17 protein-coding genes and 1 tRNA gene are annotated in these 16,862 nt (G+C 61.8%); 7 read left to right on the forward strand and 11 right to left on the reverse strand.

The annotated features are described in order from the left end of the window. Nucleotides 1–2: 2 nt before the first annotated feature. From AOT96_RS01715 to AOT96_RS01745, 7 genes are all read right to left on the reverse strand, one after another. A complete protein-coding gene (locus tag AOT96_RS01715) occupies nucleotides 3–989 on the reverse strand; it encodes a DUF1839 family protein (protein WP_003946304.1) in 987 nt (328 codons plus the stop codon). After that, complete coding sequence (locus AOT96_RS01720; RefSeq protein ID WP_007728880.1) at nucleotides 989–1,945, reverse strand: amino acid--[acyl-carrier-protein] ligase; 957 nt, start codon at nucleotides 1,943–1,945, stop codon at nucleotides 989–991. Before AOT96_RS01720 ends, AOT96_RS01715 begins: the two co-directional genes overlap by 1 nt. After that, nucleotides 1,942–3,132, reverse strand: coding sequence for an acyl-CoA dehydrogenase family protein (locus AOT96_RS01725; RefSeq protein WP_042448906.1), 1,191 nt, complete (start codon nucleotides 3,130–3,132; stop codon nucleotides 1,942–1,944). Before AOT96_RS01725 ends, AOT96_RS01720 begins: the two co-directional genes overlap by 4 nt. After that, entirely contained in the window at nucleotides 3,129–3,371 is a 243-nt protein-coding gene (locus AOT96_RS01730) for an acyl carrier protein (RefSeq protein WP_003946296.1), read from the reverse strand. The genes AOT96_RS01725 and AOT96_RS01730 overlap by 4 nt, the downstream gene beginning before the upstream one ends. Continuing rightward, nucleotides 3,364–3,816 (reverse strand): holo-ACP synthase, encoded by a 453-nt coding sequence (locus tag AOT96_RS01735; protein WP_065351224.1) that lies wholly within the window; start codon nucleotides 3,814–3,816, stop codon nucleotides 3,364–3,366. Before AOT96_RS01735 ends, AOT96_RS01730 begins: the two co-directional genes overlap by 8 nt. Before the next feature lie 286 nt (nucleotides 3,817–4,102). Then, nucleotides 4,103–4,744 (reverse strand): ScbR family autoregulator-binding transcription factor, encoded by a 642-nt coding sequence (locus AOT96_RS01740; protein ID WP_003946317.1) that lies wholly within the window; start codon nucleotides 4,742–4,744, stop codon nucleotides 4,103–4,105. Nucleotides 4,745–4,933: 189 nt separating this feature from the next. Next, nucleotides 4,934–5,587 (reverse strand): TetR/AcrR family transcriptional regulator, encoded by a 654-nt coding sequence (locus AOT96_RS01745; protein ID WP_003946303.1) that lies wholly within the window; start codon nucleotides 5,585–5,587, stop codon nucleotides 4,934–4,936. Nucleotides 5,588–5,741: 154 nt separating this feature from the next. On the opposite strand from AOT96_RS01745, the gene AOT96_RS01750 reads away from it, so the two are divergent. The 6 genes from AOT96_RS01750 (at nucleotide 5,742) to AOT96_RS01775 (ending at nucleotide 11,835) form a co-directional block, all read left to right on the forward strand. Further along, nucleotides 5,742–5,812, forward strand: a tRNA-Gln gene (locus tag AOT96_RS01750). Nucleotides 5,813–5,888: 76 nt separating this feature from the next. Further along, nucleotides 5,889–7,340 carry a bifunctional UDP-N-acetylglucosamine diphosphorylase/glucosamine-1-phosphate N-acetyltransferase GlmU gene (gene glmU, locus AOT96_RS01755; protein WP_083197577.1) on the forward strand — a complete coding sequence of 484 codons (1,452 nt, stop codon included), beginning with the start codon at nucleotides 5,889–5,891 and terminating at the stop codon, nucleotides 7,338–7,340. Nucleotides 7,341–7,447: 107 nt separating this feature from the next. Next, on the forward strand, nucleotides 7,448–8,392 hold the full coding sequence (locus tag AOT96_RS01760; protein ID WP_202426084.1) for a ribose-phosphate diphosphokinase: 945 nt from the start codon (nucleotides 7,448–7,450) through the stop codon (nucleotides 8,390–8,392). Between the two features lie 239 nt (nucleotides 8,393–8,631). After that, nucleotides 8,632–9,288: a hypothetical protein gene (locus AOT96_RS01765; protein WP_030536285.1), complete on the forward strand. Its 657-nt coding sequence runs from the start codon at nucleotides 8,632–8,634 to the stop codon at nucleotides 9,286–9,288. Between the two features lie 79 nt (nucleotides 9,289–9,367). Next, entirely contained in the window at nucleotides 9,368–10,948 is a 1,581-nt protein-coding gene (locus tag AOT96_RS01770; protein WP_007728891.1) for an SLC13 family permease, read from the forward strand. Continuing rightward, nucleotides 10,948–11,835: a cyclase family protein gene (locus tag AOT96_RS01775; protein ID WP_030536286.1), complete on the forward strand. Its 888-nt coding sequence runs from the start codon at nucleotides 10,948–10,950 to the stop codon at nucleotides 11,833–11,835. The genes AOT96_RS01770 and AOT96_RS01775 overlap by 1 nt, the downstream gene beginning before the upstream one ends. A 3-nt stretch (nucleotides 11,836–11,838) precedes the next feature. Here AOT96_RS01775 and AOT96_RS01780 read toward each other — a convergent pair whose 3' ends face one another. Both AOT96_RS01780 and AOT96_RS01785 read right to left on the reverse strand, forming a co-directional pair. Beyond that, the gene (locus tag AOT96_RS01780) at nucleotides 11,839–13,044 is read right to left on the reverse strand and encodes a PQQ-dependent sugar dehydrogenase (RefSeq protein WP_058037014.1); all 1,206 of its coding nucleotides are present in this window, start codon (nucleotides 13,042–13,044) and stop codon (nucleotides 11,839–11,841) included. A 108-nt stretch (nucleotides 13,045–13,152) separates the two neighbouring features. Further along, entirely contained in the window at nucleotides 13,153–14,694 is a 1,542-nt protein-coding gene (locus AOT96_RS01785; protein ID WP_065351225.1) for an HNH endonuclease signature motif containing protein, read from the reverse strand. Between the two features lie 96 nt (nucleotides 14,695–14,790). On the opposite strand from AOT96_RS01785, the gene AOT96_RS01790 reads away from it, so the two are divergent. Then, a complete protein-coding gene (locus tag AOT96_RS01790) occupies nucleotides 14,791–15,135 on the forward strand; it encodes a DUF4288 domain-containing protein (RefSeq protein WP_065352745.1) in 345 nt (114 codons plus the stop codon). A 12-nt stretch (nucleotides 15,136–15,147) separates the two neighbouring features. Here AOT96_RS01790 and egtD read toward each other — a convergent pair whose 3' ends face one another. Then, entirely contained in the window at nucleotides 15,148–16,119 is a 972-nt protein-coding gene (gene egtD, locus AOT96_RS01795) for an L-histidine N(alpha)-methyltransferase (protein WP_030536289.1), read from the reverse strand. After that, the gene (egtC, locus tag AOT96_RS01800) at nucleotides 16,116–16,862 is read right to left on the reverse strand and encodes an ergothioneine biosynthesis protein EgtC (protein WP_065351226.1); all 747 of its coding nucleotides are present in this window, start codon (nucleotides 16,860–16,862) and stop codon (nucleotides 16,116–16,118) included. The genes egtD and egtC overlap by 4 nt, the downstream gene beginning before the upstream one ends.

Consider the following 16,862-nt stretch of genomic DNA (forward strand, 5'->3'; position numbering starts at 1 on the left):
TGTCAGACCAACCTCAGGTGTCGATGCGAGTCGACGCCGACTGTGTCGGCAACGATTTCCATCGCCCTCTTCCACGACACGGCCATCTCGTCGAGTTGCTCACGCGGGTCCACCGCGCGGCCCCTGGAGGCACGCGCCATCTGAAACTGCACGCTCTTGGCACCGGATGCCACTTTGCGGAAATCTGGCGCAGCTTCGCCTGTCCCGGAGAAACCTGCAGTGTCCAAGAACTCGCTGGCGTCGGCGGCCAGCTCCGCGCTGGCCCCGCACTGACGAAGTAGCCCGAAGGACCAGAGGTGAAAGGCATCCATACCCGCCCCCTGCACCCATTCGAGGTCGTCGATCACCTTGCGTCCCAGCTCTCGCACGGGATTACCCACCGCTCGAACCGCTACATTCCGCCGAGCCACTTCGGCGATGTTTCCGGCGTTGGTCGCGTGAACCGGATTCAACCTGATCTGTTCGACGTAGGGCACGAACGAAGGAAGTGAGGAACGATCGAGATCGAAGACGCCGGAGAAATCGTCGCCTCGCAGCAAGTAGTACCCGCTGTTGTGAAAGTACTCGAGCTCGCCGGCAACGCGATCGATCCGATTGGGCACGATCGTGGTCTTGGTGTGCCCCTCGTGATAACTCGTTCCAAGAGTGTCGGGAAGCCAGTATCCGTCCACTTCAACCGTCGACAGCATCCCAACCGCGAGGTTGTCCTCGACGTGGATCAGCGGTGCCCGCCAGACGTTCATCTCGGCGACTTCGATTCCGTACAGCGCGTAGATGTCCTCGGCCTTGAGCTTGAGGAACGTCCACTGAGTCCCGTCGAACCGCGATGAGAAGGCACATGCCAATGCCGGGACGGGGTCCAATCCCAGCGAATGCAACACTTCGATCCACAGATCCGTGTAGCAGTTGGTCTGCGCCCACACGCGGTCGTCCTGGTGCAACGAATGGGGCCGGTAGCGATCAGGTGAAATGTCGATCAGCCGTGACATCAGATGCCCATTCGTTCACGAACGGAGGTTGGCCATGCAGCCACGTCAAGACCATGAGTCCGCAACAAGGACAACGCGATTCGCTCCATCCCGAAGCCGACGCACGAGCTGTGTGCCACCTCCCCCTCCGCCGTTCGGATGTCGAAGTTGACACCGAAATGGTCGAGATGGTTGTTCGAGGACACGATCGCCGTGCCCTCGTCGAGATCTCCGTAGAGCCGAACTGTCAGTTCCGTCTTGAGATTCTCTTCACGCTGGTTGGCTGCAAGCATCTTTCCGGCGCGCCCGAAGAAAGGATCATTGGCGATCACCGGGGTAGCGTCGAGTTCGAGCCGGCCGAGCACCTCGAGCCCCCGCTCGATCCAATGCTCGCGATGCGCTCGCGCTGCCGCGGCGTCACCGATCGTCACGAACTCGTGCATCCGAAACGCTTGCATGCGAGCCGGATCGATCGCCGGTTCGTGCCGGAAGCAAAAACCGTAGATGTCCAGCAGCACGCCGCCTTCGGGCAGAACTCCGGTGTACCGCGCATAGGCAGGATGGCACGCTGCGGACACGAGCATGGTCTCGGTCGGCTCGAGGTGGCGGTCCCACGATTGTCCCTCGGCGCGATCGGCCAGCAGTCGCGCGTGATCGCGATTGGAACCGGCGAAGGTGTTGATGGCGCCGGTGAGGTTGGGAAACGAAGCGATGTAGTCGGTGCGCTCGAAACTGCTCCGCGGGAACACCGGCGGGAACCGCAGCCGAGTCGCGGCGTCGCCTGGCCCCGCTGCAATCACCACTCGGTCGATACCGTCGACGATGTCCTCGAACACGCCGGAACGCCCGTAGAGTCCCGGCACCTCCGTCTCGACGAGAAGTCCTTCGACGAGCAGTTCACGTTGAAATGCAGCCCGGGCCCGATCCAGATCGGTCTCGCCTGTCACAGTCTCGGTCGTCACAGTCTCGTTCGTCATAGCGTTCCCCGGTATCCGATGGCCATGTGCGCTGAACCTGCCATGATTCGATCGTTGTTCACCATCACCGCTGCGCCGTGCGCGTCACGAAGGTGCCGACCGAGCGAAAATTCGGTGTCCTCGCGATATCCCGAGATTCCACAGATCAACATTGTCTGCCCCACGATTTCCACCACCGCTGTCGACGCTGTGACTTTCAGGTTGTTCATCGCGAGCGAAAATCCCACCGCTCCCGTCGCCTCGAAATCGGCAACGCCTTCCTCCGCGTGGACTGCGCGGTCGTACCTGCGCGCAGAGGCGCCGACGAGATCGGCGAATTGTTGTGCCGAAGCGGCAACTTCGGCGAGCCGCAGCGCTCCGGGGGAAGTGACCCCGGGCTGCTTGCGGGCGGCGGCACGCACGTACTTGCGCGCCTTCTCGACTGCAGCGTCGGCAATTCCCAACCACACCGAACTCCAGACGACGTGCGAGACCGGAAGCATCGTGTGGGTGGAGATATCGGAATACGGTACGTCGGCGACCATCTCCGGCGTCGAGGTGGCCCGAAGGATGTAACCGAGACTGCAAGTTCCCCTCAGCCCCAGCGTGTTCCACTCGGTGGTGCGTTCGAGCGTCAGGTCTGGGGTACGACACACCACGAGAACCTGATCGTTCGGCTGACTCTCCGGTGTTCGCCGAGCCGTCACGACTATCGCGTCGGAGTGTTCACCGTACGAAATGACAGGCGCGTTCTTGATCAACAGCAGGTGACCGCCCAAGTCTTCCACCGCGCAGTAACTCCGGCTGACGTCACCACCGATTCCCAGCTCAGTGGTTGCCGATGCCAACAGCAATTGCTTGTCGACCGTTTCTTCGACAAACTCGCGTAGTGCTTCGGTGTTGCCGTGCTTGACCAACGAGTATATCTGCGTCTGATGCATCGCGAAAATCATTCCGCTTGCTGCACAGCGTGTTCCGATCACACGGGCGATCTGCGACACTTCCTGCAGCGAGAGCCCTTCGCCGCCTAGTTCCCTCGGCACAGCTACGGACAGCAGCCGTTCGCTTCGCATGGCGTCGACAGCTTCACGCGGAAACCTTGCTTCTGCATCGACTTCGTCGGCCCACACCGCTGCAACTTCGTCGGCCAACCGTGCGGCCCGCTCGAGGGCCGTTCCGGTGGAGCACTGCGATTGCGGAGCGTTCATGCAGCACCCAACTCCGTCAACGCACCCTCGATCGCCTTGACGCTTGCGAAAGTACTCTTCCGCAACAACTCGTCAGGGAACTCGATGTCGAACGAATCCTCCAGCGCCAACATGACATTCACGCTCGCGTGCGACGTCAAACCCAACTCGTAAAGATCGGCCTCTCCGTCGATCGTGCTCACGTCGACTGCCAGCCGACCGTGCTCGACGAGCACTTTCCGAATTGCCTGATCAATCATCAGCGATGTCGTCCTTCTTTTCGATGCGAGCGCCCGAGCGTGTTGCGATCACCATTGCGATGGCCACGTCCGCTTCGTGCGAGATAGATACTTGAAAATCGTGCAGATCCTGGGTCCGCGCGAGTTCCGCGGCATTACCGGACAGCGTCACCCCACAGCCACCCCACTCGGCCCGAGTGATTTCGATGGAACTCCACGGAACGGGAACGTCACCAGGCCGCAGTACCTTCACCACAGCCTCTTTGGCGGCGAAACGTGCAGCCAATCGTTGATCCCGCGCCGGCCCGGCGCACGTCTGCAATTCGTGCGGGGTGAAGGTCCGATCGAGATACCTCCGCCCGAAGAGTTCGATACTTCGAGTGACATCCACGACGTTCACTACGTCACAGCCGATCCGCGGGCCGATGTCGAGCATCGGCGTCGGCGTCGGCGCAGTGTCACCCATCTGTCGACTCCCCATCTGGGGTCGTACACGCCGGGCAGCCCCCTATGCTGCCCGGTGCGCCGACGCCGTCACCCTGCCCTGACAAACCTTCATTCTCAGCAATTCTTCAGCTACCGATAGAACATACCGCAATCCGAAGATTGACGGCAAGATCGGACTTCCAGATTCCCATCAACACTATAAACATACTCTTAGTTTGTTTCGAATGCAGAATAAAGAGAACAATGTCCCTACCAGGACATTTGCAGCAAATTGACCAAAGGAGCAGTGCGGAGAGCCAGTGATTTCAGTGATCACTGGCAAGGCGACGGGCCGCGAATTGCCTGAAGTACTCCACTTTCGATTCCGGGACCACGATCGGAAGTATCAGATTCCACGATGCCTTCATGGAGTCCGAAAGCTCACGAACGGTCCCGGTCGCGGCTGCCATCAGCCGAACTCCCGACGCAACTTCCAACAGGAAACGAGCAATGTCAGCAGAATCCGCGTCCGAACGCAGATCACCTTCGTCGGCGGCACGGCTGGCAAGTTCACGGTAAATGTCGAGCCACACGTCCAGAGTCGCCGGCCCGGAGCCCCGGTAGTCCCCGATCTCGACCAACAAGCGGAACGTCGCTCTAACCATGGCGTCATGCGCACCGATGTCGACGATGACCGACGAAATACCGATCAGTGACTCGAGTGCGGGAGTTCGACGGTCCAACCAGAGCTCACATTTTGCGTCGAAACGTGCCGAACCCTCATCTATCACCGCCCGCGCGAGTTCTTCCTTGGACCCGAAATGGAAGTACAGGGCGCCTTTGGTCACCTGCGACTCGGCGATGATCTCGCTCAAGCTGGCATTGGCATAGCCCAGGCGCAAGAACACACCCGCTGCTCCGCGCAGCACCGAATCACGGGTGGCTTCTGCCCGCTCTTGCCTCACCATCGATCCGGCCTCCAATCACCACACATCGAACGAATTCTTGGTCTTACCCGTTCACAGCGTCAAAATGGATGGCACGGTTCGGCATTCAACCCACCCTGCAAACAAATGAGACATTTGCCCATCAAACGATCGTGATACAGCGAACACAGCTTAGACCGCGATCCATCTCTGCGCGGCAGGCGCGCCTGGTTAACCCTCCAATTGTGGATCGGCTTCCAGATTCGTCAGCCCATTCCAACACAAATTCACGAGGTGAGCGGCGACAACTTCCTTCGACGGAGTCCGTTCGTCGAGCCACCAAGTAGCCGTAGTGGACACCATGCCGACAAGCGCCTGTGCATACATCGTTGCTAGTCCGGGGTCGAAACCGCGTCTGGAGAAGTCCCCCGCCAACAGGTAGCCCACCTGACTGATCGCATCGTTGAGCAAGCTCGAATATGTCCCACTGGGCGCGACAACGGACGAATCGCGCACGAGTATCCGAAATCCGTCGGTGTGCTCTTCCACGTAGGTGAGCAAAGCCAACGCAACCCGCTCGACTCGAACTCTCGAGCGATTTTGTGAGAGCGAAGACGTGATCATCTCGAGGAGTCGCGACATCTCCCGGTCCACTACGACGGCGTACAGCCCCTCCTTGCCGCCGAAGTGCTCGTACACGACAGGCTTGGACACGTTCGCGCGCTGGGCGATCTCCTCGATCGAGGTCGCTTCGTATCCCCGTTCGGCGAACAATGCCCGACCGATCTCGATCAGCTGTTGCCGACGTTGGGTACCGGTCATCCGGATCCGTGTCACTCGTTCGGGAACTGGATCCCCGCCACCCGAACCGGACACCGTCGCCATTGTCTTCCTCTCGCCGACACACAAATCACTGCTGTGGACGCTCAGCCTATCGGGACTTCGGGGGCCCGATCGGAGGAGCGGTTCGACCTACGGCGGGTCGGCATGCGATTATTCTTTCGCGCGTTCGGCCGCAAGGCTCGGCAATGCGTGGCAATCCGCCGTGGTGTAATGGCAGCACCTCTGATTTTGGTTCAGATAGTTCAGGTTCGAGTCCTGGCGGCGGAGCTGGTGAACAACATGCTTTCCCGAGCGGAATGTATGTCTTGATCGACAGTTTGATCGACAGAGGGAGCTCAAACCAGTGCAGACCGCCGTGATCGTTCTCGCAGCGGGTGCCGGTACACGAATGAAGTCGAAGACTCCCAAGGTCCTCCACACTCTCGCCGGACGCAGCATGCTGGCACATTCGCTTCACGCGGCAACCTCACTGAATCCCACGCACCTGGTGACCGTCGTCGGTCACGATCGTGAGCGTGTCACCGAAGCCGTGAACGCAGTCGCCGGGGAACTGGACCGTTCCGTCACCGTCGCTGTTCAGGACGAGCAGAAGGGCACCGGGCACGCTGTCAGTTGTGGGCTCGAGGGGTTGCCGGCCGACTTCTCCGGGACCGTACTCGTCACAGCCGCCGACGTGCCTCTGCTCGACGGCAAGACCATCGCAGACCTCCTCGCCCAGCACACGGCTGCTCCCGCGGCCGCGGTGACGGTGTTGACGTCGACGTCCGTCGACCCCACCGGCTACGGGCGAATCCTTCGTACGACGGACGGCGAGGTGAACGCCATAGTCGAGGAGAAGGAAGCCACCGATTCGCAGCGCTCGATCACCGAGGTCAATTCAGGGGTCTACGCCTTCGACTTCGAAACTCTGCGCGACGCGCTGGCGTCCCTCGACTCCAACAACGCACAACACGAGTTCTATCTCACCGATGTGATCATGATCGCCCGTCGCGCGGGCAAGCGTGTTCGTGCTCAGCACATCGCGGATTCGGTTCTCGTCGCGGGCGCCAACGATCGCGTGCAGCTCTCGACGCTCGCCCGCGAGATGAACCGTCGGATCCTCGAGAAGTGGATGCGTGCCGGCGTCACCGTCGTCGATCCTGCGAGCACATGGATAGATTGCGGCGTGCACGTCGCACAGGACGTGACGCTCCTGCCCGGAGTTCAGTTGACCGGCACGACCTCGGTGGGCGAAGACGCCGTGATCGGCCCGGATACCACCTTGGACAACGTGAGAGTCGGTGAGCGCGCAGTAGTCGTCCGCTCGCACGGGACCGACTCCGTTGTCGGCGCGGACGCGACTGTGGGCCCCTTCGCCTATCTCCGGCCTGGTACCCGCCTCGGGGCACACGGCAAGATCGGCGCCTACGTGGAAACCAAGAACGCGGATATCGGCGAGCATTCGAAGATTCCGCATCTTACCTACGTCGGCGACGCCACCATCGGCCATCACAGCAATATCGGAGCTTCGAGCGTCTTCGTCAATTACGACGGGGTGAACAAGAGCCGTACTGTGGTGGGGTCGCATGTCCGAACAGGCTCCGACACCATGTTCGTCGCCCCTCTCGTCGTGGGAGACGGCGCATACACGGGTGCGGGCACGGTCTTGAAGAACGACGTACCGCCTGGGGCGCTCGCCGTCTCGGGTGGGGTGCAGCGCAACATCGAGGGCTGGGTCCAGAAGAATCGTCCCGGCACACCCGCGGCAGATGCCGCTGCAGCAGCTGCACAACCTGACGGCCCTGCAACAACCTGACAGCCCTGCACAACAGACAGCACAGATCACCACCAGATCGACCGGCAAGTACAAAAGGACGGCATGAACCAGTGACTGCGAATTGGATCGACAACCAGAAGAACCTGATGTTGTTCTCGGGTCGCGCACATCCCGAGTTGGCGGAGCAGGTGGCGAAGGAACTCGACATCCGCGTCACCCCGCAGACCGCGCGCGACTTCGCGAACGGTGAGATCTTCGTTCGATTCGAAGAGTCGGTTCGCGGCTCCGATGCGTTCGTCCTGCAGAGTCATCCGGCACCGCTGAACACGTGGGTGATGGAGCAGCTCATCATGATCGACGCTCTCAAGCGTGGATCGGCAAAGCGCATCACCGCCGTTCTTCCGTTCTACCCGTACGCCCGCCAGGACAAGAAGCATCGCGGACGCGAGCCGATCTCCGCTCGCCTGATTGCCGACCTGCTCAAGACCGCCGGCGCCGATCGCATCATCACGGTCGACCTGCATACCGATCAGATCCAGGGCTTTTTCGACGGCCCCGTCGATCACATGCACGCACACAGCCAGTTGGCCAACCACATTCGCGCGGGCTACAACCTCGAGAACATCACGGTGGTGTCCCCCGATTCGGGGCGCGTTCGTGTCGCCGAGAAGTGGGCCGACTCGCTCGGCGGAGCACCGCTGGCATTCATTCACAAGACGCGCGACCCGTTGGTACCCAACCAGGTCAAGTCCAACCGCGTCGTCGGTGAGGTCGAAGGTCGCACCTGCATCCTGATCGACGACATGATCGACACCGGCGGAACCATCGCCGGCGCGGTCAAGGTGCTCAAGGAGGCCGGTGCAGGTGACGTCGTCATCGCTGCAACCCACGGCGTCCTCTCCGACCCTGCGGCCGAGCGTCTGTCGACGTGTGGCGCGAAGGAAGTTGTTGTCACCAACACACTTCCGATCGACGAGTCGAAGAAGTTCCCGACGCTGACGGTGCTGTCCATCGCACCGCTGCTCGCTCGCACCATCAAGGAAGTTTTCGAGAACGGTTCTGTGACTTCGCTGTTCAACGGCAGCGCCTAGTCTCGCGCCGCACTACGGGCGCGTACCTGTGACTTCACGGTCACCGGTACGCGCCCGTCGTCGTCTTCGTGAACCTCTCAGAAACAGACCACCCGGTCATCATGAAACCACCTGTGGGACACACGAATACCACCGAATGCGACGATTGACATGATCTTGATCACGCTCCCGTCGAGAAACCCAGGTCGATGTTGGGGCGGTGTTCACCGCGCCGCAATCTTCGCCTAGTGTGGCTCGTCGTGATCGACGCGCAAACCCTGGAATCCCGGCCCGAATCTCATTCCCTGAATTCATCAGTTCCGACGATCCGGCGGTGGCGCCCAGGATCTTGTGTCTGGTGCGGAGACGACAACTCCGTGGACATGTTCCGCAACGAACCCCGCTGCGGAAAATGCCGTGAAAACGAAGGCATCATCGACGACGCCAAGCGCTTCCTCGGCATGTACGGTCTGCGCCCGCTCGGCGGCACGCTGCAGTCCGACGACGACGAAGAGCGCGAGTACCGCGTCAACGCACGCGAGGCACGCCGAGTCCTGAACGAGATCCGTATGGACGTCCTTCCTGATGCGGCCGCTGTTCGCAAGGCAATTCGGCCCCGCGCCGCAACGGTTGTCGCCGACACGTCACCCGCACGCGCTTCCCGCCCCGCCAGCACGGGCACAGCGACGCGCGTTGCCGCTCCGGTCAAGACCGACACCGTGGACATCGACACGCTCCAGACGCGCGTCCTAGGGCTTCTCGATCAGCTCGGTTCGATCGACGAGCAGATCAAGGTCGCCGAACTCGCACAAGGGTTGCCGGCTCGCGCACGACTGAGCGATCTGAACAAGCAGAAGGCCACGGTTCTTCGCACGCTGGCCGCTCTCGAGAAGGCCCGCATCGCCGCCTCCAACTAATTCCCCTCGCGTCCGTCCCACGGCCCCGTCTCACTTGCGAGACGGGGCCGTTCTGTTTGAGCAGGTACCTTTACGAATCGTGAATGACATCACCATCACTTTCGTCGTGCTTGCACTGGTCGTGGCGCTGTTCGTGATCGGGCGAATCCCGGTCGGCATCATCGCGATCGGCACTGCCCTGGCGCTGTACGCCACCGGTGTGATCACGATGGAGCAGGCGCTCGCCGGATTCGGCGATCCCACGGTGGTGTTCATCGCCGCGCTTTTTGTCGTCAGCGAAGCCCTCGACGCCACCGGTGTCACCACGTGGGCGGGCGAGAAACTGCTGGCGAAAGTCGGCGAATCCCGAGTCCGTCTCGTGAGTGCGATCATGTTGCTGGTTGCCGCGTTGACCGCATTGATCAGCGTCAACGGGGCCGTAGCCGCGTTGGTACCGATGGTGGTCGTCTTGGCGGTACGTCTCGGTAAATCGACGTCACAACTGCTTCTGCCGTTGGCATTTGCCGCCCATGCCGGATCGATGCTCACCTTGACCGGAACACCGGTCAACATCATCGTTTCCGAAGCCGCCGAGGAATCCGGGGCCGGTGCTTTCGGGTTCTTCAGTTTCACCTTGGTCGGTGCGCCGCTCGTATTGGGAACGATTGCGATCGCCGTACTTCTCGGTCCTCACGTCCTCCCCCATCGTGCGGGGACGTCGATGTCGCCTGACCTGAGCCGGCATGCCAAGACCCTCGCGAAGCAGTATCAGCTCATGGGAAAGGATGCGCCGTCCGCAGAGCCCTTGATCACCAAGCACGACGGCGTGGTCGAAGTGATCATCCCGCCGCGCTCGGAAATGATCGGCGACAGGGCTTTTCCGGGCATGGTGACCGACAGTGGAGATCTGGTGATACTCGCAGTCCAGCGCGCCGGTGAGGACTGCGGCCCCAAGGGCGTCAAGTTGGCGGCCGGTGACACGCTTCTCCTGCAAGGAAGCTGGGACGATCTCGACACCCACACCGCCGTCGATCCGAACGTCCTCGTGGTCGACGCGCCTGCCCAGATCCGTAAGCAGGCAGCCCCGTTGGGAACCCGCGCGGTCATCGCTCTCGTCGTCGTTGCGGCGATGGTAGTGATGCTGACGTTCGGATTGGTGCCGTCCGCGATAGCCGGACTCCTCGCGGCATGTGCGATGGTGCTGCTGCGAGTCATCAGCGTCGAGCAGGCGCATCGGTCCATCTCGTGGACCACGTTGATTCTCGTCGGCGGAATGATCCCGCTGTCGACCGCAATCCAGCAGACCGGCGCGGCCGAAAAGCTCGCGCATGCGTTTGTCGACGTCGTCGGTGGGGCAAGCCCGTATGTCGTCGTCGCTGGACTCTTCGTCGTGACGGCGACTCTGGGCCAGCTGATCAGCAACACTGCAACCGCGTTGATCATCACGCCGATCGCGATCTCGGTCGCCATCGAACTCGACATCTCGGTGCTGCCCCTTCTGATGACGGTCACCGTCGCTGCCGCGGCCTCCTTCCTGACGCCCGTAGCCACTCCCGCGAACATGATGGTGATGGGCCCTGGTGGTTACAAGTTCGGCGACTACTGGAAGCTCGGACTCCCGATGTTGTTGTGGTTCCTGATAGTTGCAACGGTGTTGATCCCAGTGATCTGGAGTTTCTGATGTGCTCACCGAAGGTCTTGTCGGAGGTCTACGAATCGATAGGACGCGAAGGCAGGAAGATCAGCCGTCGATCGATGTTCGCGGCGCTGGGCACCGGTGCCCTCGGCGCGACCGTCATGGCCGGCGCTGTACAGCCCACTGCGTCGGCAGCACCAACAGGTCAGACCATCGTCGATCTGACCCACGTACTGACGCCGGAGTTCCCGGTGTGGCCGGGCGCGCGCTCGTTCGAGATGAGGAACCTGGCGAAGATCGCCGACGCCGCCGGATCTCTGGGCTCGCTCGGCTCCGCCGGGTCAGGTGGAAACTTCTACCTCAACGAACTCCGCCTCGAAGAACACACTGGTACTCACATCGACGCTCCCGCACACGCCAGTGCGGACGGAATCACCGTCGAGAAGATTCCCGTCGCCGACCTCGTCGTGCCGATTGCGGTCGTCGACATCAGTGCCCGAGCCTCCGTCGACCCCGACACACTGCTCACCCGCCAGGACATCCTCGATTGGGAGTCCCTCCACGGGACCATCGCTCCCCGCAGCCTGGTTGCGATGAACTCGGGTTGGGATACCCGGGCCGGTGCCGGTGGCGCCTTCACGAATCGAGATGCACTCGGCGTGCAACACACACCGGGATTCAACCCCGAGGCGATCGACTTTCTCGTCCGCGAGCGCAACATCGTCGCCGTGGGCTCGGACACCCTCAGCATCGACGCGGGCCGAAGCACCACCCACGGGGCTCACCGAAGCGCTTTGGGCTCAGGAAAGTACGCAGTCGAAGCCCTCGCAAATCTGTCCGCACTTCCGGCCGTCGGCGCCACGGTGATGGTGGGAGCGCCGACGCATGCGGGTGGTTCGGGTGGTCCGTGCCGGGTCATCGCCTGGTACTGAAGATCAGGGCGTAGGCGTCACCCGCAGCACCTTGTCGCCGGCGCCGTTGTCGGTGGTCACCAGGAGCGAGCCGTCGGGCGTCGGGGTCACCGACCGCAAGCGACCGAACTGGTTCTCCAACCCGAAGGTCTGCGCGTCGACCGAGCGTCCGTCGGCACTCAGGCGGAGGAAGATCAGTTCCTTGCTCTTGAGGCCACCCATTACGAGCGCACCGTCCCAGGCACCCCATGCAGCTCCACCGGTGAAGGCAGCGCTGGCGGTAGCCAACGTCGAGCTACCCGAACGCCACACCGCCGCAATCGCTCCCGGCACTCGCACGGGATCGGTCATCGGCACGGATTCGTCGTACGTTCCGGGAAGCCGATCCGGGCGGTAGCCGTAATTTCCGCCGGGGGTAAGCAGGTTGACTTCGTCGTCGACGCTTGTGCCCTGTTCAACCGAGTACACCCGGCCGGTTCCGGGTTGCACGGCCAAGCCTTGGACGTTGCGGTGCCCGAGCGTGTAGACCGGGCTGGAAGCATTCGGATTCCCCGCCGCCGGAGTTCCGTCGGCGTTGATGTGCAAGACCTTGCCGCCCAGCGAATTCGGATCCTGGGGGACGCTCGGCGTCGCGGTGTCACCCGTCCCGACGAACAGCGTTCCGTCCTGCGCCGCAAGAATTCGGCAACCCCCGTGACGCCCGGACGAGACCGGGATTCCTGGCAGTACAGTTCCGGTTCGCGTGAGTGCGGTCCATCCGGCGTCGACGGTCCACGAGATCACTCGAACGTCCGTGACTCCCCCAGCGCTGAATCCCTGGCAGGTGTAGAGGGTGCGCGACTGAGCGAAGTCGCGGGCAAGCGCGATACCCATGAGACCGGTTTCGGACTGCGCGTAGAGATCCGAAAGGTCAGCAGCGACTGGACCTGTCGTGTTGTCGCCTCGGCGAACGAAGAATCCGCCGGATCGTTGTCCGGTCAGGATTGCACCGTCCGGGGCCGCCACCACGTCCCAAGGGTGGTCGAGTCCGTCGACCAGTGTGGTGACCGACAACTGCGGGAGGGTGTCCTCGATGGGTATGTCCGGGTCGTCGCTCCCCAACGATCCGGTGCTTCCGTTGCCGAAACTGCCGGGGTCGAAGGGGAATGGTTGAGCCACGCTCTGCGTTACCGGCATCACCAGTACTGCAGTCAGGGCCACGGTCAATGCGGCGAGCTTCGGATGACGCACGCGTTCTCCTCGGGTCGGAAACCGTTCTGCGCCTCACTATAAACAGACAAACACCATTTTTCGGGCCCTCTCGCTATACCCGCAGGCCACAGGAGAAACGAAACCCCTTCAGAAGTCGGCAAACTCCGGCAAAGCGTTCGCCAGTGGGGATGCGTTACGTCTTGATGCAGATCGTGCCTTCCGCCAGCCGGGCACACTCCAGTCCAGGAGGTATTCGAGATCCGCTTCCACTCCCCTGTCCCGAAGTCCGAAACGTCGTTCCAGCGCATCGCCGTCCGTCAAATGCAGTCTCGCCGCGTCGGGCACTCTCAGTTCGGGGTCACAGAATGGGCCTACGGGCGCGGTAACCGTTCGTCGTCCTGACGGATCTTTCCACTCCAGAAGACCACCTCCGATTTGCTTCACTGTCCACCTGCCAAACGTCTTCAGTCGGTGATGTTTTCGACACAGACAGGCCAAGTTCCGTTCTGCAGTAGGCCCTCCCTGAGCGGGGTTGCCGTGATCGAACGGCACCGTGTGATCGATATCGCAACTATCAGAACGCACAACACAATTCGGAAAGCGGCACGTACCGTCTCGCGTCCTTACAATCGTCACCAACGCCGCGGACGGCTGGTACGTGGATTCACCGCGCCGCGAACCACTGTTCCTTCGCGAGCGATTATCCCTTGCCGCAGCGGGCAATATCTCCGGTGAGCGCATCGACCGACCCACGCCGAGCACCGGTCCGGCTGCCCCCGCAGTCGAACAATGTTGCACCTCGGACGGTGCAAGGGTGAGGACTCTCTGCCACGTGGCGTCCGCGGCGATCGCGCGCGCAAGGTCGGCATCGATGTGGCCGTACCCCTGCAAATAGCCTGGCAGGTCGTCGAATCCGAGCAGGGTGGAAGCGTTGACACCCACAAGAATTGTCGCAATCGGGAGCGCGGAGGTCTTCGTATCATCCCTACGGGTGCAATCGCCGTCGCACTGACAATCCAACGACGTCTTTCCTTCCGCCAATGCGATCAGTGCATCGGCACGCCGTTGCCCGAAAGTTCTCGGATCGGAACCACAGACCTGCATCGACATCGCACGGAGCCTCGTGGCCAAAGTCTGAGCGCCGACCGCTGGAAGCATTCCGTCCAGAGTCGACATACCGTCGTGCGACGCGCACGTCCGAACGTCCTGATCCGCCTCCGCACGAACTCGCCTGGCACGCACCCCATCAGGGTCGTGCCGAGCAATGAGACCTCGTGCGCGCGCCTTCAACTTGTTACCGGTTACACGGCAGGCACCGTCCACGAGGAGTCGCTCGATGTCATCGAGCGCGTGCTCGGAGACGTTGGCGAGAGCTTCGGACAGTGCCATCGCTTTGGCCAGATCGATGTCACCGCAAGCAAAAGCGGCCGCCACCCGCGGAAGTCGCCAGCGCAGGTCACATCCCAGTGCAATCATTTTCTGCGCGGCGTACTCCGTAATGCTCAGTATCGACGCGATCTCCACGTGCGCGAATTGACCCCGAAAAGCCTCATTGACTCCAACCGCGGCATCCTCCTCACAACGGTCCAAGTACAGCGCAGTGACCGCGTCGATCTCGAGGAAGTGGGCGCGCGCGATTTCCGCATGCTGCCGAAACAGCGCGTCCGCGGAAGTCTTCGATTCGAACATATGAGCGATTCTACGGGCGCCCACCGACAAGTTTTTGCGAAATCCCGGGGTATTCACCGATACCTTTTGCGCTCCGATGTCACTACGTTCAATCGCATGACTCAGCATCCGACACGAGATCAACCGTACTTCGGCATAGCGATATTCGAGTTGGGGAAGAATGACGGGGTCGGGTGCTTCTACCGAGAGGACTGTTATCTCATCTGGGCTGGCGACCCCGCTGAGGCGCAGTCAAAATTCGAGCGCAAGGCCGGCGAGCAGGAGTATCCGCTCGGCGCGAGCGATGACCAGTCCTATGTAAAACTCGCGCATCTCGTGGATCTTGCGCCGGTGTCGGACGCTGTCCATACTGGCACCGCAGATCTCTACTCTCGACACTTCTCAAATATTGCCGCCTACAGAACTTTTGAGACACTTCTAGGAGGAGACAGCATCCCCTGACAAGCGCCCACTTCACGCCCGCTGCGCGCACAACAACGCGAAGCGCTGATCCTGATCCGTCCACACCTTCCGTACCCCGAAGCCCGCGGACGCGAGTTCCGCGGCAATCCCCTCCTCGGTGAACTTCGCCGAGATCTCGGTGCGCAGCTGCTCGCCCGCTGCGAAGGTGATCTCCAGATCCAGGTCGTCGATGTGCACCGAGACTTCACGAAGTGCTTCCAGGCGCATCTCGATCCACTCGTTCTCGGCATCCCAGAGCGCGACGTGACGGAAGTCCTCCAAGGGAAAGTTCGCTCCCAGTTGCTTGTTCAGGACCGAGAGAACATTGAGATTGAACTGAGCAGTCACACCGGCAGCGTCGTCGTAGGCGGGCACGAGGACTGCGGGATCGATCACCAATCCCACGCCCAGGATCAGGTTCTCACCGGGATCGAGCACCGCTGCAATGCCCGAGAGGAACTCGGCGCGTTCTGCCGGAACGAGATTGCCGAGAGTTCCACCGAGAAAAGCGACCGCGCGCCGTCCACCCCCGGGTAGATGATGCAGCGAACCGGTGAAGTCACTGACCACCCCTACCACGTCGATTCCGGGAAACTCGGCACCGACTTGCTGCGCCGCACCTTCGAGGGCCGTCACCGAAACATCCTGTGGTACATACGTTCGCAGAGTTCCGCGAGCCGTCATCGCGTCGAGGAGTAACCGCGTCTTCTCAGAGGAACCTGAACCCAGTTCGATCAGGATCTCGGGTTCGGTCAACGCCGCGATCTCGTCGGCGTACCGAGCGAGCAGGCCGCGTTCGGTACGGGTGGGGTAATACTCGGGTAAGGCCGTGATCTCCTCGAACAGTTCACTTCCACGCGCGTCGTAGAACCATTTGGGCGAGAGCCACTTCGGCGTAGCGGTCAAGCCCTCCCTGGCCTCGGCTCGCAATGCGTCGACCGATTCGGCCGGTGTCAGATAAACCTCGAGCGTAGGGGTTTTCATTGTTCTCCCATCGGTATCGGGGTGACGATCAAATGGCCGGGACGCGCGCAGACGATGTGCCGGTCCGGCACCTGCTCCCAGTCCGGCGAACGATCGGACGGTTCGGAAACGATCAGTGCCCGCGACTCGTCGACCCGCGTGTACAACGTGTGGCCCCACGCCGTGGCCCACAGTTCCTGCCCGTCGCCGAACAGGAGGTTCAATCGTGAATCCGGTGCCGCCGCAGCCACATCGTGAACCAGGCTCGTCACGGCGGCTTCCGCGGGCTTCGACTTCAACCGATGCCGAAGCACTGTCCACAACAAGGCAGCATCCGTCGGCGCGGGCATCTTCAGCAATTCGACGGCCGGAACTTCTGCTGCCAAGTCGGCGAGTGAGCCAGGCCAACCGGATACCGCTCCGTTGTGGCTGAAAGCGTAGGTTCCGTCGACGAACGGTGCGCAGGCACCGATCTCGACGGCCATCCCCTCCGTCGCGGAACGTACGGCGGCGAGAACGGATCCGGAAACGATGTGGGACAACGTCTCGTCGACTGTCGGGTCCGACCAGATCGGCGAGATACTGCGGTACCGTCCCTGCCTTCCACCGTTCCACCACACCGCGCCGAATCCGTCGGCATTGATGGTCCCGCCGCCACGCATCTCGCGAGGTGCCCACGACTGTCGCATCAGTGAGTTCTCGCCGTCGTGGAGGAGTTCACGAACCGAACGCGGCGGCCCGAGATACCCGAGGTGCCGACACAT

The organism is Rhodococcus sp. 008, assembly GCF_001682295.1.
Lineage (GTDB): Bacteria > Actinomycetota > Actinomycetes > Mycobacteriales > Mycobacteriaceae > Rhodococcus_F > Rhodococcus_F qingshengii.

What these genes read in the sequence shown, in the direction of transcription:
- AOT96_RS01715 (WP_003946304.1), bottom strand. Translation starts at nt 989, where the DNA reads ATGTCACGGCTGATCGACATTTCACCTGATCGCTACCGGCCCCATTCG.
- AOT96_RS01720 (WP_007728880.1), bottom strand. Translation starts at nt 1,945, where the DNA reads ATGACGAACGAGACTGTGACGACCGAGACTGTGACAGGCGAGACCGAT.
- AOT96_RS01725 (WP_042448906.1), bottom strand. Translation starts at nt 3,132, where the DNA reads ATGAACGCTCCGCAATCGCAGTGCTCCACCGGAACGGCCCTCGAGCGG.
- AOT96_RS01730 (WP_003946296.1), bottom strand. Translation starts at nt 3,371, where the DNA reads ATGATTGATCAGGCAATTCGGAAAGTGCTCGTCGAGCACGGTCGGCTG.
- AOT96_RS01735 (WP_065351224.1), bottom strand. Translation starts at nt 3,816, where the DNA reads ATGGGTGACACTGCGCCGACGCCGACGCCGATGCTCGACATCGGCCCG.
- AOT96_RS01740 (WP_003946317.1), bottom strand. Translation starts at nt 4,744, where the DNA reads ATGGTGAGGCAAGAGCGGGCAGAAGCCACCCGTGATTCGGTGCTGCGC.
- AOT96_RS01745 (WP_003946303.1), bottom strand. Translation starts at nt 5,587, where the DNA reads ATGGCGACGGTGTCCGGTTCGGGTGGCGGGGATCCAGTTCCCGAACGA.
- AOT96_RS01760 (WP_202426084.1), top strand. Translation starts at nt 7,448, where the DNA reads ATGTTGTTCTCGGGTCGCGCACATCCCGAGTTGGCGGAGCAGGTGGCG.
- AOT96_RS01775 (WP_030536286.1), top strand. Translation starts at nt 10,948, where the DNA reads ATGTGCTCACCGAAGGTCTTGTCGGAGGTCTACGAATCGATAGGACGC.
- AOT96_RS01785 (WP_065351225.1), bottom strand. Translation starts at nt 14,694, where the DNA reads ATGTTCGAATCGAAGACTTCCGCGGACGCGCTGTTTCGGCAGCATGCG.
- AOT96_RS01790 (WP_065352745.1), top strand. Translation starts at nt 14,791, where the DNA reads ATGACTCAGCATCCGACACGAGATCAACCGTACTTCGGCATAGCGATA.
- egtD (WP_030536289.1), bottom strand. Translation starts at nt 16,119, where the DNA reads ATGAAAACCCCTACGCTCGAGGTTTATCTGACACCGGCCGAATCGGTC.
- egtC (WP_065351226.1), bottom strand. Translation starts at nt 16,862, where the DNA reads ATGTGTCGGCACCTCGGGTATCTCGGGCCGCCGCGTTCGGTTCGTGAA.